The 15,395-nt window shown below is 27.1% G+C and carries 10 protein-coding genes and 2 tRNA genes; 7 read left to right on the top strand and 5 right to left on the bottom strand.

Features of this window, described 5'->3' with window-relative positions:
- Nucleotides 1-62 precede the first annotated feature (62 nt).
- Nucleotides 63-2,228: a helix-hairpin-helix domain-containing protein gene (locus tag MAU_RS01210; protein WP_004424091.1), complete on the bottom strand. Its 2,166-nt coding sequence runs from the start codon at nt 2,226-2,228 to the stop codon at nt 63-65.
- A gap of 190 nt (nt 2,229-2,418) precedes the next feature.
- On the opposite strand from MAU_RS01210, the gene MAU_RS01215 reads away from it, so the two are divergent.
- The gene (locus tag MAU_RS01215; protein ID WP_004424092.1) at nt 2,419-3,315 is read left to right on the top strand and encodes a nucleotidyltransferase; all 897 of its coding nucleotides are present in this window, start codon (nt 2,419-2,421) and stop codon (nt 3,313-3,315) included.
- Nucleotides 3,316-3,356: 41 nt separating this feature from the next.
- Here MAU_RS01215 and MAU_RS01220 read toward each other — a convergent pair whose 3' ends face one another.
- On the bottom strand, nt 3,357-3,920 hold the full coding sequence (locus MAU_RS01220) for a 5-formyltetrahydrofolate cyclo-ligase (RefSeq protein WP_004424093.1): 564 nt from the start codon (nt 3,918-3,920) through the stop codon (nt 3,357-3,359).
- A gap of 203 nt (nt 3,921-4,123) precedes the next feature.
- Between MAU_RS01220 and MAU_RS01225 the strand changes: the two genes are divergently transcribed.
- Nucleotides 4,124-5,173, top strand: a complete 1,050-nt coding sequence (locus MAU_RS01225; protein WP_004424094.1) for a Dam family site-specific DNA-(adenine-N6)-methyltransferase — start codon at nt 4,124-4,126, stop codon at nt 5,171-5,173.
- A gap of 45 nt (nt 5,174-5,218) precedes the next feature.
- Nucleotides 5,219-6,043, top strand: a complete 825-nt coding sequence (locus MAU_RS01230; RefSeq protein WP_040543875.1) for a type II restriction endonuclease — start codon at nt 5,219-5,221, stop codon at nt 6,041-6,043.
- A gap of 83 nt (nt 6,044-6,126) precedes the next feature.
- Here MAU_RS01230 and pip read toward each other — a convergent pair whose 3' ends face one another.
- Nucleotides 6,127-7,062 (bottom strand): prolyl aminopeptidase, encoded by a 936-nt coding sequence (gene pip, locus MAU_RS01235; RefSeq protein WP_004424096.1) that lies wholly within the window; start codon nt 7,060-7,062, stop codon nt 6,127-6,129.
- A 79-nt stretch (nt 7,063-7,141) separates the two neighbouring features.
- A complete protein-coding gene (locus MAU_RS01240; protein ID WP_238543388.1) occupies nt 7,142-10,018 on the bottom strand; it encodes a cation-translocating P-type ATPase in 2,877 nt (958 codons plus the stop codon).
- A 64-nt stretch (nt 10,019-10,082) separates the two neighbouring features.
- Between MAU_RS01240 and MAU_RS01245 the strand changes: the two genes are divergently transcribed.
- Nucleotides 10,083-10,172: transfer RNA gene (locus MAU_RS01245), tRNA-Ser, on the top strand.
- Nucleotides 10,173-10,335: 163 nt separating this feature from the next.
- Nucleotides 10,336-10,425 (top strand) — tRNA-Ser (locus MAU_RS01250).
- Nucleotides 10,426-10,481: 56 nt separating this feature from the next.
- Here the strand turns inward: MAU_RS01250 and MAU_RS03430 are convergent.
- The gene (locus tag MAU_RS03430; protein WP_004424098.1) at nt 10,482-12,182 is read right to left on the bottom strand and encodes a BspA family leucine-rich repeat surface protein; all 1,701 of its coding nucleotides are present in this window, start codon (nt 12,180-12,182) and stop codon (nt 10,482-10,484) included.
- A 439-nt stretch (nt 12,183-12,621) separates the two neighbouring features.
- On the opposite strand from MAU_RS03430, the gene lepA reads away from it, so the two are divergent.
- Together lepA and MAU_RS01265 are read left to right on the top strand one after the other, a co-directional pair.
- On the top strand, nt 12,622-14,430 hold the full coding sequence (lepA, locus tag MAU_RS01260) for a translation elongation factor 4 (protein ID WP_004424099.1): 1,809 nt from the start codon (nt 12,622-12,624) through the stop codon (nt 14,428-14,430).
- A 50-nt stretch (nt 14,431-14,480) separates the two neighbouring features.
- Nucleotides 14,481-15,386 carry an MSC_0882 family membrane protein gene (locus tag MAU_RS01265; protein WP_004424100.1) on the top strand — a complete coding sequence of 302 codons (906 nt, stop codon included), beginning with the start codon at nt 14,481-14,483 and terminating at the stop codon, nt 15,384-15,386.
- Nucleotides 15,387-15,395 lie beyond the last annotated feature (9 nt).

Here is a 15,395-nt window from a genome sequence, read left to right on the forward strand (position 1 = left end):
TTTATTTGCTTTTGGAGGATTGTAACAAGAATTGTTTTTTATTGTCTTTAAGAATAGAAAAACTAAGCATTTTTTCAAATAATTTTTCCTTGAATTTTTTTAGTTTCTTTATCAAAGTCAATAATTTGAATGTTGATATTATCGCCAATAGAAACAACTTCGGATGGATGGTTAATGAAATGATTTGCATCCCTTTTCATATTTGTTATATGTATTAAAACATTTTCTTTTAGTCCAATATAAACAAAGATTCCAAAGTTTGTAATATTTTGCACTTGGCCAATTAATTCTTGACCTATAAAAATATCTTCAAATTTTAATACTTTATCATTAACAATGAATCCTTTTTTATCATCTCTAATATCTTTTCCTGGAGCTATTAGTGAATCAATAATTAAACTAATTTCATATTCATTAGAATTAAGTTGGTCTGCTAATTCTTTTTTATTGACATCTAAAAGAAGTTGCTTATTAATATTATTTAAATCAATTTTTAAGGTTTCTACTATTTTATTTGCTAAAGGATATGAATCTGGATGAATATTTGTTTTATCATAAAAGTTTTCTGAGTCATAAATTCTTAAAAACCCCGCACTTTGTTCATAAGCTTTGGCACCTAGTCCTTTAACTTTTTTTAGTTCATCTCTTGATTTAAAAAGTCCATTTTCTTTCCGATAATCAACAATGTTTTTGGCAATCGTTTTAGAAAGACCTGAAACATATTCCAAAATAAATTTTGTTGCGGTATTTAAATCAACTCCTACCATGTTAACGGCCTTTTCTACTTTGAATGCTAGTTTGTTAGCCAATTCTTTTTGGTTAACATCATGTTGGTATTGACCAATACCTAATGATTTAGGATCAATTTTAATTAATTCATTCAAAGGATCCTGGAACTTACGTCCAATATTAATAGCGCTTCTATATTCTAATTCAAGATCTGGAAATTCTTCTTGAGCAATTTTGGATGCTGAGTATACAGAAGCTCCTACTTCACTAACAATTGCGAATTTGGTATTCAAATTCTTATTGTTTGCATGGCGGTTAGTTAGTAATTTTGCAACAAATTCTTCGGTTTCTCTACTTGCAGTACCATTACCAATGACAATTAAATCAATTGGATATGTATCAAGAATTTGGTGCATCTTTTTAACTGTTTCTAAGAAATTTTCTTTGGAATTTGAAAATGGATAAACAACAAAACCTTCTAAATAATTACCATTTTGGTCAATAACAACACATTTGCAGCCATTTGTATATCCTGGATCAATGGAAAGAATTCTTTTGTTTTTGGTAGCTGGAGATAGAAGTAAATCTTCAAGATTTTTAGCAAATACTTCAATAGCTTCAATTTCAGCTTTTTTAAATAAATCAGTTTTAATTTCACGAATAATTGAAGGAATAATTAAACGATCTAAAGCATCCTTGATTGCTTCATTGATGATTTTAGCAGTTCTTTTATTAACAAAGAATTTGTTATTCAAATGATAAGTAATTACTTTTTCATTGAATTCAATTGTGTAAGATAGAATATTTTTTTCTTCGCCTCTTGAAATTGCTAGAATTCGGTGGTTAGGAATATTTTTAACTTTTTCTTTGTAATCATAATATTGTTTGAAAATCAATCCTGGATCATCAACATTTTTTTTCTTAGTAATAATCATTCCATAATCAAACAATTGATTTTTTACATATTCTCTGACACTTATATCTTGTGAAATTTCTTGGGCAATGATATATTTAGTTTGCTCAATTACTTCATCAGCATTTTTTAAAGTATCATTGTTAACATATTTTCTTGCTTCATGAAAAACATTAAATTTTTCATCTGTGTTAGTCATAATTAACTGCGCAAGAGGACCAAGTCCTAGTGCTAAAGCATCAGTAGCTTTTGTTTTTTTACCGACTTTAAAAGGTTCATAAATGTTTTCAACTTCTTGTTTAGTTTGGGCTTCTAAAATCTTTTTTTCAATCTCAGGATTAAGAAGTTTCTTTTCTTCTAAAATTGATTTAACATATTCTTTTCTTTTTTGAAGTTCAACATCATATTCATATAAAGTAGCAACAGCTTGCACTTGTTCTTCATCAAGGCCACCAGTTACTTCTTTTCTATAACGTGAAATAAAAGGAACGGTAGCTCCTTCATTTAGAAGTTCAAGAGTTTTTTTAACTTGTTCTTCTTTGATTTGCATTTTTTTAGCGACATTTGCTATTGATAGATTGCTCATATTTGTATTCCAGTTTCAGCTTTTTATTTTTATTGCAATATTTTTAGGTTAAAAAATTAAAAATAAGAAGTGCAATAAAAATAAATTACATTAAATTTTATTGTAATTATATTACTATAATTTAAGTTAATTAATTGTTATTTGAAGCATTTGCATAACAAGAATAAAAGATGATTTTTTAAGGATTCTTATGAAAAAAATTGGTTTAATTGCAGAATTTAATCCATTTCATAATGGACATATTCATCTATTAGACCAAATTAAAAAAAAATATCCATCTTCCAAAATAATAGTAGCGCTTTCTTCCAATTACACTCAAAGGGGTGAAATTGCAGTTGCTTCTTTTGGCAAAAGAAAAAAAATTGCTAAAAAATATGGCGCTAACAAAGTCTATAAACTAGATTTTAAAACCTCAACGCAAGCTGCAACAATTTTTGCTTCCAATGCAATTAAACTTTTAGCTAAAAAAAATATTGATGTACTTTTTTTTGGTGTTTCAGATACAAATGATATTAATAAATATATAAAAGCAGCAAAAATAATCAAGCAAAACAAAGACATTTATAATCAAAATATTAAAAAGATTTTAAAAGAAGGAAAATCATATGTTGCTGCTTCTTTTTTAGCTTTAAAAACATTGATGGATGAAAAAGATATTCCACAAGATATTTTAGGTTTTGAATATACAAAATATATCATTGATAATAATCTAAAAATAAAACTAGATTGCATTAAAAGAAGTGTACCCCATGGAGCACAAGAAAATAATTCAATCTATGCTTCTGGCACACAATTAAGAGCAATGATTAAAGAAAAAAAAGATATTTCACTATATAGTCCATTGCAGATTAAAAATCCTAAAAAAATTGAAGATACCTATCCGAAATTCCAAAAAATAGTTAAGAAATTTGATGCAAAAAAACTTGCAAAAATAATGCTTATGTCAGAAGGGATGGAAAATCTTTTTAAAAAAAATATTGATGCCAAATCTTATGATGAATTTGTGTCAGCTTGCACTTCTAAAAGATATACATCATCAAGAATTAAGCGAGTTTATTTGTATGTACTAAAAAAGATTTTTAAATAAAAATTTCAATCATGACTCAACACTATAGAGATTGAAATTTTTTATTTTTTTATATAGATATTTTTTTCAGTGATAATTAAATCAAGTGCAATGTCATGTGATTCAAAAACAATTTCTTCATTTAGTTTTTGACTTTCAAAAGCAAGTCCTATTTTAAGATAGTTTTCTTTGTTTGCATGAAAGAAAAAATCATAATAGCCACCTCCCATACCAAGGCGATTTAAGTTTAAATCAAAAGCAACTAGGGGACAAAAAATACACTCAATTTGATTTAGATTTGTTTGGATTGGATTAAGAGGTTCTTTGATTTTAAATCTATTTAAAATATATTTAGAATCTCTATTTATTCAAACCATTTTCATTTCGTTTTTGTTTATTACAAAAGGGACATAAACAAAAATTTTATTTAAGAAACACCATTCAATAATTTCAGTAGTTTGCACTTCGAATTGATTTGCTAAATAAATGCCAATATGTTTAAAATTATTTTCTTTAATAAAATCAATAGTTTTCTTTGTTATTTCTCAATTGGATTCTAAAAAATAATCTACATTGAGATTTTTTCTTTCATTAAGTTTGATTTTTCTTATTTCATTTTTATCCATTATAAAATTTATTTTATCCCTTAATAATTTAGGTATTTCTTTGTTTTATTATTTTATGGTAAAAAATTAAGATTACTTTTTTTAGATTAAGAGTTTTTTAGTTTTAAAAAATGATTGAAACTTAGAATAATTAAATAAAAGAAAATGACCTTTTTAATAATGATGTAACTTATAATATACATTTTATGATAAACTTATTGATTATGGAAAAAGAATTATTATTATCTTTTGGTAATCGCATTAAATTTCTAAGAGAAAAAAGAAATTTATCTCAAGATATGCTATCTAATATATGTAATTTTAAAAGAGAATATCTTTCAAGAATTGAAAAAGGTAAGGCAAATGTTACTTTGGGAACAGCTTATAAGTTAGCAAATGCTTTTAGTGTTGAAATTAGTTATTTATTTGCTTCAAATGCAAATATAAAACCTAAACCATTTGTGAAATGAGCAGGTGGCAAAAACCAAATTATTGATAAATTAAAAGATTTTCTTCCTAAAGAATTTAATCGATATTATGAGCCTTTTGTGGGTGGTGGAGCACTACTTTTTTATTTAAAACCAAATAAAGCAATTATTAATGATAGCAACAAGGAATTAATTTATGCTTATCAGAGTTTTTTAGATGAAGCAAAGTTTTATAAGTTAATCAAAGAATTAGAATGCCACGAAGTAAAACATTGCGAAGAATACTACTATCAAATTCGAAACTGAGATAGAGATGCGAATTTTAAAAATCTTAAAGATTATAAAAGAGCAGCAAGATTAATTTATTTAAATAAAGCATGTTTTAATGGACTTTATAGAGTTAATTCTAGCGGTTTTTATAATACTCCTTTTGGTAATAAGGAAAAAATAAATACTTTTGATAAAAATAATTTTTTGGATATTTATAAGTATTTTTCAAATGCCATAATTGAAATTAAAAATGAGGATTTTGAACAAAGTGTCAAAGATGCAAAAAAAGACGATTTTGTTTATTTTGATCCTCCTTATGATGTTTATGAAAATAAATCTTCATTTACAAGTTATAATTCCAAAAAATTTGGTAAAGAAGAACAAATTCGTTTAAGAGACTTAATTATAAAATTATCAAAAAAAGGTGTCAAAGTGATGATATCAAATAGCAATACTCCTTTTATTAATGAGTTATATAGAAATTTCAATAAACATATAGTTCAAGCTAAAAGAATAATTAATTCCGATGCAAAAAAAAGAGGATATATAGAAGAATTAATTATTACTAATTATTAGGAAAATAAAACATGAAAAAAAAGAATTGATGAATTGTTGGACACAATGAAAAAAAGCATCGCGGATTGAAATTATTACTCAGATTCTTCACAAATTAAATCAAATTCAACATTAAAAAAAGGAAAATTAGACAAACTTAATTCAATAATTAACTCAGAGAAAATGAAGGAAGATTTTATAAATCTAATAAAAGAAGACCCTAGTGTATTAGAAGTAATTCCGATATTATTAGCATCAAGAGATACAACAATATTTATTGATGATGATAAAAATGGTATCGAGTTTGATTTTTTAAATTTTAAAAATAAGTTAGATGAATATGCAACTTTTATGGAAAAAAGCGGGCTATTTAACTTTTTTAAAGAAAATAATATTAATAATTTAAATGACTATGTTGCAGGCGTTGAAGTAGGTTTAAGTAGTAATGCAAGAAAAAACCGTAGTGGTAAGAAAATGGAGGCTATTGTTGAAAAACATTTAATTCAAGCTTCTTTATTAAAAGACAAAGATTATTTTTGTCAAATTTCTAGTAAGAATATGGCTAAGATGTTTAATCTTAAAAATATTGAAACAATTAAAGAAAAGACTTTTGATTTTGTTGTGCAATATAATAACCAAATATATGCAATTGAATGTAATTATTACAATACACAAGGCTCAAAAGTATCTGAAATAGTAAGAAGTTATAAATCAGTCGTAAATAATTTTAAAGAAATAGAAAGATTTCATTTTTTATGAATTACTGATGGTTTAGGTTGAAAAAAACAAAAAAATAACTTGGCTGATGCCTTAGACTCAATAGTTAATATATTCAATATTTCCGATTTAGAAAATAAAGGAATAATTGGAATTATAAAAGAAATAAAATAGAATGATTGTTCTTCTTTAATTTCAATAAAAAATTCAAACACAATTGCCTTAAAAAAGAGTGTTTGAATTTTTAAAATCATTTTTTAAAGTTTCTTAAATTCTTCTGTTGCTTCAATTAGTTTGTTAGCAATTGCTTCTTCTTTGGATGAATGACCAGCAGGTAGAATATATAGTTTTGAATTATTTAGATTTTTATGTACTAAATAAGCGCCAATAGGACGACAAATTAAATCATATCTGCCATGAACTATAATGGTTGGAATATCTTTAATTTTTTTTATATTATTTAAAATAAAGTTGTCATCTTCTAAAAAAATATCATTAATAAAATAATGGTTTTCAAGTCTAGCTAATTCTAAGTTTGCTTTGTTATCTTCTAAAATAGATTCAAGATCAGGAAGTGTATTTATTGCAACATTGGATAGTTCTCATTTAGCTCAATGATATGCAGCTTTATAAGCAATATCTAAGTCATCTGAATTTAGATACTTATGATATGAAGCTATCATATTGTTTCTTTCTTCTTTTGGAATAAAAGAAATATAGGAATCAAAACCATCAGGTGAAAAGTATGAGGTTCCTTCTTGATATAAAAAGAAATTATCTTCTTTACGTCCTAAGAAAACTCCTCTTAAAATTAGTCCTTTAGTTTGCTTTGGATGCAATATTGCATAAATTAAACTTAAACAAGAACCTCAAGAGCCACCAAATAAAATTCATTCTTTGATATTTAGATGCTCTCTTAGTTTTTCTATATCCGAAACTAAATCAAGAGTTGTGTTGTTTTTAATTTCAGCAGAAGGAATTGATTTGCCGCATCCTCTTTGGTCAAAAAGAATAATTCGGTAGAATTTCGGATCAAAATATTGGCGTGATGATTCAGAAATACCTCCGCCAGGGCCTCCATGCACAAATAAAATTGGGCGACCATTCGGATTTCCTACCTCTTCGAAATAAATTGTATGAATTTCATCAACTTTGAGAAAACCGCTGTTATATGGCTCAATTGGTTCAAACATAAATTACCTTTCTTTTTTATTAATTTTTAGATAGATTTTAAAAATGGTTTTTTAACTGATTAATTTAACTTTTAATTCTTTATTTATTTAATAATAGTCTTTCTTTTTTCTTGTTGATTAATAATAAAGTTACTTTGTGCATTGAATAAATTGGAATAAGAATTAAAGGTAAACTAAGTCCATAAGCAACTAAAGTTGCATGTGATGTAATTGCATGATAACTTTTAAAAACAATTGCAATTTTTCCGACAAAAACAACTAATAGTAAGAAGAATAAAGAAAATATAACTGAAGCATAAACTTTTCAATAATATAAAGGATTAGATAAAAATATTGGTTTTTTTGACATTAAATTAATTGAATTAAAAGTCGCTGAAATACCTAATACTAAAAAAGCAATTGTTGAAGCACTTTTAATGATATCCTCGCCACTGAAGCCGTTATTTTTAGCATATAAAGCTCCTAAATAATAGCCTATCATAGAAATAATTCCCACTAATATTCCTTGTCATAAAGTATTAATTCCCATTCCCTTAGCAAAAATAGATTCATCTCTTGCAGTAGGAGGATTATTCATATAATCTTCCTTGGAATTTTGAAGTCCTAAAGCAATAGCAGGAAAACCATGGGTAAATAAATTAATTCAAAGAAGTTGTGTAGCAGATAGAATATAAATTTCTTTTCCTTCTAATTCACTTCAGCTTTTAAAAACAAAGCTAAAAATAAATAAACCAAATAAAACAAGAATAATTTCAGCAATAGAAGTGATTAAAAGATTTTGAATAACATTTTTGATTTTTTGATAAACTGAACGTCCATTTTTTATAGCTGAAACAATAGTTGAAAAATTGTCATCTGATAATATCATGTTTGAAGCTTGCTTGGAGGACTCAGTGCCTACTTTTCCCATTGCACAGCCAATGTCAGCCTTTTTTAGTGCAGGCGCATCATTAACGCCATCACCAGTCATAGCAACAACATGATTTCTTTTTTGTAGTGCATTAACAATACGAAGTTTGTCATTTGGAGCAACACGGGCATAAACGGAATATTTTTCAACATTTTGTAGAAGTGCTTCATCATCAAAGTTAGCAAGATCTGCTCCTGTAATTGCTAAATCATTTTCTTGATAAATATTTAAATTTTTAGCAATGGCAATAGCAGTATTGATATTGTCTCCTGTTATCATAATTGGTTTGATACCAGCTTTTAGACAAATTTCAATTGCATCTTTTGCTTCTTGTCTAGGTGGATCAATCATAGCAACTAATCCATCAAAGTAAAGATTATTTTCTAAATAATCGAACTTTTCTTTATCATTTGCACTTAGAATTTCATTTAATTGCTCTTTAGTAATTTCTTTTGAAGCAACGCCTAAAACACGAAATGCAGCATTTGATCATTCAATGTTTTTTTGGTTAATTTCTTCTTTTTTTGTTTTATCAATAATTAGTTTATTAATTAAAACATCAGGAGCTCCCTTAACAATAACAATATATTTATCATTAATTTGATTAATAGTTGTCATCAATTTCCGCTCTGAATCAAAAGGTAAAACTAAAATTCTTTGATTTTTTTCTTCTAATGTTTTTCTTTCTTTAATAGCTGAGTATTGATTTAATCTATATAAGAAAGCAATCTCAGTTGGATCTCCTACTTCTTTAAATTCGTCTTTTTTATCATCGTAAACTAAGTTAGCTTCGCAACAAAGAGATCCATATTCAATTAATTTAAGTAAGGAATTAGTAAGAATTTCTGCATTATTTTTGATGTTTGCAGCAAAATTAAATTCTTTTTGTTCTAAATTAAAAAGTTTCATTATTGTCATTTTATTTTGCGTTAAAGTTCCAGTTTTATCTGAACATATGACACTACAGCTGCCAAGCGTTTCTACTGTCATTAAGTCTTTAACAATTGCTTTTTCTTTTGCCATTTTTTGAATGCCAATAACTAAAATAATTGAACTAAAAGCAATTAATCCCTCCGGTATAGCAGCAACTGCTAAAGAAACACCATTAACAATAATTGCACTTCAGAAAAATGGCTCTTTGAAATGCGTTGCATTTGGAATAGCAAAAAGAATTTGCATAATTACACTAACTAAAAATAAAGATATACCTAGATAACCAAAGATTTTACCTAACTTATTGATTTTGTTTTGCAAAGGACTTAAGTTTTCTTTTTGCTGCGAAACGGCATCGGAAATTTTTCCTAATTCAGTTTGTTTACCAATAGCACTAACACAAAAATAAGCAGTGCCAGTTGCAACTACTGAAGATGAATAAACCATAAATTTGCGATCCGCTAAAGGTAAGGATAGATCTTTATTAGCTAAATAATCTTTTTGTGAAGGTTCACTTTCACCAGTTAAAGAAGCTTCAATCACACTTAAATTTGATGAGAAAACTAAATATCCATCTGCAGGTACTACATCACCAGCTTCAATCATAACAATATCGCCAATTGTTACTTCTTTTGAATCAATTACCATTAGATTATTATTTCTTACTACTTTAGTTTGCAGTGGATTAAGATTACTTAAAGCATCTACTGCCTTGGCACTTTTTATTTCTTGAATGGCGCCAATTAAGGAATTGCTAAAGACAACAAATAAAATAATTGTTGGCTCAATAAATTCCACAATTAATTCAGTTTTTCATTGTCAGCTATTTCTTATTCCGCTGATGATTGCTAGTATATAAGAAATCAAAGCAGCAATAAGCAAAATAATGACCAAAACATCTTTAAATTGTTTTAAATAAACTAAAAAAGGATTAATTTTTTTTGTTTTTTTTAGTTCATTTAGGCCAAATTTATTTTGTCTATTTAAAACTTCATCACTGCTAAGCCCTTGTTTCATTGGTGTATTTAGCAAAGCTTCGTCAACTAAAAAAGGTTCGCTTATTTCTTTGTTTTTGTTATTTTTTTTAGTTTCATTTTTATAGTTTAAAATCATATTTTAAAATTTTATAATATTTTACTTATATAACTAATATAATAGTTATATTGGAATTTTATATGGGCAATTACTCAAGTGGTCTAAGAGGATAGCTTGGAAGGTTATTAGGAGTTAACAGCTCGCAAGGGTTCGAATCCCTTATTGCCCGCCATATCAAAAAGCCAATTGAGATTCCTAACCATAATATAAAAAGTAAGCATTAGAGTGGTTTGCTTACTTTTACTTTTTTAAGGTATATAAATTGTTATTTTTAGAATATGAAAAACTAATTTATTACCTAAATTAAATTAAAATAATTATTATTATTATAATTTGGGCAATTACTCAAGTGGCCAAAGAGGACAGTCTCGAAAATTGTTAGGAGTTAATAGCTCGCAAGGGTTCGAATCCCTTATTGCCCGCCATATCATAAAAAATGCATAAAAAAAAGATATGACTTTTTTATTGGAGTCATATCTTTTTATTTTGCAGATGAGGTGGATCTGGAGTTAGTTTCCCGCATACTCATTTTCTTTACTTTCTCTTTTAATTTTTCAGGTAGATAATTTTCTTTATCATGTATTTTTGACCCTTCAACAAATTTGAAATATTGGTGAGATTTTTTTAATTTGTCAGTATTTCAATTTTTAATATCTTGATCAAATGAGGTAGCATTAAAAAACATTCGACCCATATCTTCAACATTATTAGTGTTTCATGTTCCAATAGGTTTATTAAATTTAGATGCTCCTTCAAACATTGATCTCATAGATTTAACTTCTTCAGTTTTTCAATCATTTAGCTCTTGGTTGAAAACTTTGGCACTAGCAAACATAAAAGACATATCAGCAACCATTTTTACGTTTCAATTTTTTAATTCTTGATTAAATTTTTCAGCTCCATAAAACATTTGAGCCATATCAGTAACTTTTTCAGTTCTTCATTTTGATATATCTTGGTTGAACGTTTTAGCAAATGTAAACATTGCATTCATACTTGTTGCATTTTCAGTATTTCAATCTTTTAATTTACCATTAAATGATTCAGCAGAATTAAACATATTTCTAAATGACTTGACTTTTGTGGTTTTTCATTTTGAAATATTGCCATTAAATTTCTTTGCTCCCCAAAAAGTAGATTCCATACTTGTGATATTTGAAGTATCTCATTGGTCAATACCTTCAACTATTTCGCTTTCCAAGTCCTTAAAAGCACCCTCTAAAGTTGTAATTAAACTAGGTAAAGTTGTCGGAACCTTCTTTATATTTTTTGGAAAATTAATAGCCTGAAATTCATCTTCTTTAGTATGATGGAAGCCAATTTCAATGATTTCATTAGTATCTAAATTTACTAAGTTTAAGTCAGGAGTACTTCTTAAATTTCCATTTTTATCAAGGTATTTAGTAGGTCTTTTCCCTCTTTTAACTTCCCCTACTTCTAGACTTAATTCTTCGTTATCAAGAAGAAGATTGAAGGTTGATGGCTTTCTAGGTTCTTCTTTTTTCTCTTCCATCTCTTCTTTCATTTCAGGTTTCTTATTTTTAGTATCCTCTTGGTCTTTAAAAATTGAATAGAAACCTTTTTGACTATCATTTTCCTTTAATGAAATCTTTGAAAGAGGACGATTGATCTTATCAGTAATTTTTTGCAATATTTCTGAAAAATAGTCAGTAGTTGTTAACTTACCTTTGAACTCTTGGTCTCACAATTTTTCAACTATTTCTTTTGTTTTGTTTCTATAATCACTTTTTGTTTGAACTTCAAAAGTTACTTCTAAGCTACCTGTATATCTTTCTTTAATTTTTGATGAAAGTTTTGCACTTTTTTCAGAAGGTCCATCTAGAGTAAGTGTTTCAAAAACATTGCTATCAACACTTGAATTTTTAGCTTTCAAAGCATCAATAATCTCTTGAGAAGTTGGCTTAGATTCATCTGTAAGAATTAGACCTAAATTCTTATTTGGAAATAGATCATTTAGACTCACTTGACCCATTTTGTTTGGCATGTTATACATATTATTTCCATGCATTGAACCTTGGTCATTTTGAGAGTTTTCAATATTTGAATTATTTGCATTTTTATTTTTTTTGCTTAAAACAATTGCAGTAGGAATGGCAATGGTAGGAACTGCAATTCCAGCTGCAGTTGAAATGCCAATAATAAGCTTTTTATTTTTTGTCATTCTTTAATATACCTTTTAGTTTTTTTATTTTTTATTTTGTTTACAAGATTATTTTTACATTACTTAAATTAATAGAAAATATTTTAAAATATTGAAAAAGTAAAGTATAACTAAAAATACAAAAATTCCTAAAAATTAGGATAAAAATGCCCAATTTTATTGCTTTTAGATTGAACAAATATTGATTTTTGCTAAAAAATTATGTTTTTTAGAATCTTAACTTTATTGTTTTTCTTATTGAAATAAGACTAACTAAATGGCTAAAAATCAAGCTTTTATAACCTTTAAAAATCTTTCTAAATAAGGTATAAAATGTAGCTCTATTTAATATTTATATAAACTAATTTTTCTAAGTTACTGCAATGCATTTTATACGATCTTTTCGACCAAAAATTAAATGCAAATAATTTTCTTGTTTTATAACTATAATTATAAAAATATGACAAATGAAAAGATAAGAAATTTTGCAATCATTGCCCATATTGACCATGGAAAAAGTACACTTGCTGACAGAATTTTAGAATTCACTGATACAGTAAGTAAACGGGATTTAAAACCCCAACTTTTAGACTCAATGGACTTAGAACAAGAACGTGGTATTACAATCAAATTGAATGCTGTGCAAATTAAGTATAAGGACTATATTTTTCATTTAATTGATACACCAGGTCATGTGGACTTCACTTATGAAGTAAGTAGAAGTTTAGCTGCTTGCGAAGGAGCACTTTTATTAGTTGATGCAACACAAGGAATTCAAGCACAAACACTAGCTAATGTTTATTTAGCTATTGAAAATAATCTCGAAATTATTCCTGTTATTAACAAAGTTGACTTGCCAAGTGCTGATCCTGAACGCATCAAAAAAGAAATTGAAAATATTATTGGAATTGATGCTTCCGATGCAATTTTAATTTCAGCTAAAACAGGAATTAATATTGATAAAGTTGTAGAAGCAATTATTAAAAGAATTCCAGCCCCAAAAGAAGCAAATCCAAATAAGCCTCTTGAAGCCTTAATTTTTGATAGTTACTTTGATAATTATCGGGGTGTTGTTATTTATACAAGAATTTTCAATGGTGAGCTTAAGGTTGGTGATGAAATTTATTTTATGCAAACTAAGAAAAAATATTTAGTTTCTGAACTTGGCGTTAAGAATCCAAATGAAGAAAAAAAAGAAAAACTAAGTGCTGGTGAAGTTGGATGAATTGCTGCATCAATTCGGGATGTTAAAAGTGTTTCTGTTGGGGATACTATAACTTTAGCTAACAATCCAATTTCCTATCCACTTCCTGGATATAAAAAAATGAAGCCAGTTGTTTACACTGGATTTTATCCTGTTGATACAAGAGATTACAATCTATTAAAAGATGCCCTTGAAAAAATTAGTTTGTCTGATTCTTCGATTGTTTGAGAACCTGAAACTTCCAAAGCCTTAGGTTTTGGTTTTCGAATTGGGTTTTTAGGGCTGTTGCATATGGATGTGCTCCAAGAAAGACTTGAAAGAGAATTTAATATTGATATTTTAGCAACAGCGCCATCTGTTGAATTCGTTATAACTTTAACAAATGGCGAAGTGCTATATATTACTAATCCTTCACTTTTTCCTGATAGAAGTGTCATTAAAAGTATTGAGGAACCTTACATTCGAGCTTCAATTATGCTAACGGAAGAATATATTGGGCCAATTATGGAACTGTGTCAATCTAAAAGAGGTAAATATATTGAAATTGAATATTTGGATGAAAAAAGAAGAAGACTTGTTTATGAGTTGCCCTTAAATGAAACAATTTTTGATTTCTTTGATCTAATGAAAAGTTATTCAAAAGGTTATGCTTCTTTTGATTATGAACATATAGGACTACGCGAAAGTGATTTAGTAAAAGTAGATATTATGCTTAATGGTGAAAAGATTGATACTCTTGCTTTAATTGTGCATCGTGATTTTGCTTATAATCGTAGCCGTGAATTAGCTGAAAAACTTAAAGAAGTAGTGCCAAGAAAAAACTTTGAAATTCCAATTCAGGCTGCAATTGGGGGTAAAATAATAGCAAGAGAAACAATTAAAGCATACAGAAAAGATGTCACTGCCAAATTGTATGGTGGCGATGTCACAAGAAGACAAAAACTTCTTAAAAAACAAAAAGAAGGTAAGAAGCGAATGAAACAAATTGGCAGTGTTGAAGTTCCTCAAGAAGCCTTCTTAGCAATCCTAAAAACCGAAACTTCAAGCAATAAAAAAAATAAGTAAAACAAAACTTGAATTAATTAATATTAAACTAAAGCAAAAGGAGGTGTACATTGGAAATTAAACCATTAATTATCAATCATCAAAGTAATGATTTATTAGTTGTTGATGAAAAAACAAATACTTCACAAATTGCTACAATGGTTGATACAAGCAATACTGAAAATCCTTCAGATAAGACTAAAATGCTTGATCCTGAAAGAGTTATTCCTAACGAAATTTACAAACTTTTTTCATCAGAAAAAATTCAAAAGAAAATTAATTTGATTTTATTTAGTGTTGTTTTTTTATTTTCAGTGATTGCCTGCTTGATTTTTGCTTTTGCAAAAGATTTATTTATTAAATTGAAATTAGTTGATGAATCAATTAAAGCAATTCCTTGAGGTTGGTATGTAATTCCAACCATTTTAATCATTATTTCATTTACTTATTTTTCTTTAAATCTTATTGAATTTATAAGTATTAAAAAGTCAATTATTTTCTATCGAGTTGAATTAAGAAAAGGTAATCAAAAAGCACCGCAATATATTGAAAAACTTTATTTAAGATTACTAAAAAAACAAGTTCGCCGAACTTGATTAGCTGTAGCGTTTTTGTTTTATGTGGGAGTTTTTACACTTATTTTTTGAGCACTAAAAGATCAAAAATGAGGAAAACTTGATTTTAAAAAATGAATCCATAATTCATTTTCCAACCCTAACATTTTAGTGTATACACTTTGTGGTATAATGCTATTGGTATTAATGCTATTTATTATTGGCACAATCTATCGCAAGAAAAAAATTAGTGATATTCAAGTATTTTTTGGCTCTGAAATCATGGACTATAAAGATTATGCTGAAATAAAAACCAAAACACATAAGTTTTGAGCAAAAGTATTCTTTTTAAGTGTATTAATTATTCTTATAATACCTGCAATCATTTTATTAATAGTTTTAAAAGTAAGAAAAAGAATTTAAAAAAGGAAT

This window comes from Metamycoplasma auris 15026, from assembly GCF_000367765.1.
Taxonomy (GTDB): domain Bacteria; phylum Bacillota_I; class Bacilli_A; order Mycoplasmatales; family Metamycoplasmataceae; genus Metamycoplasma; species Metamycoplasma auris_A.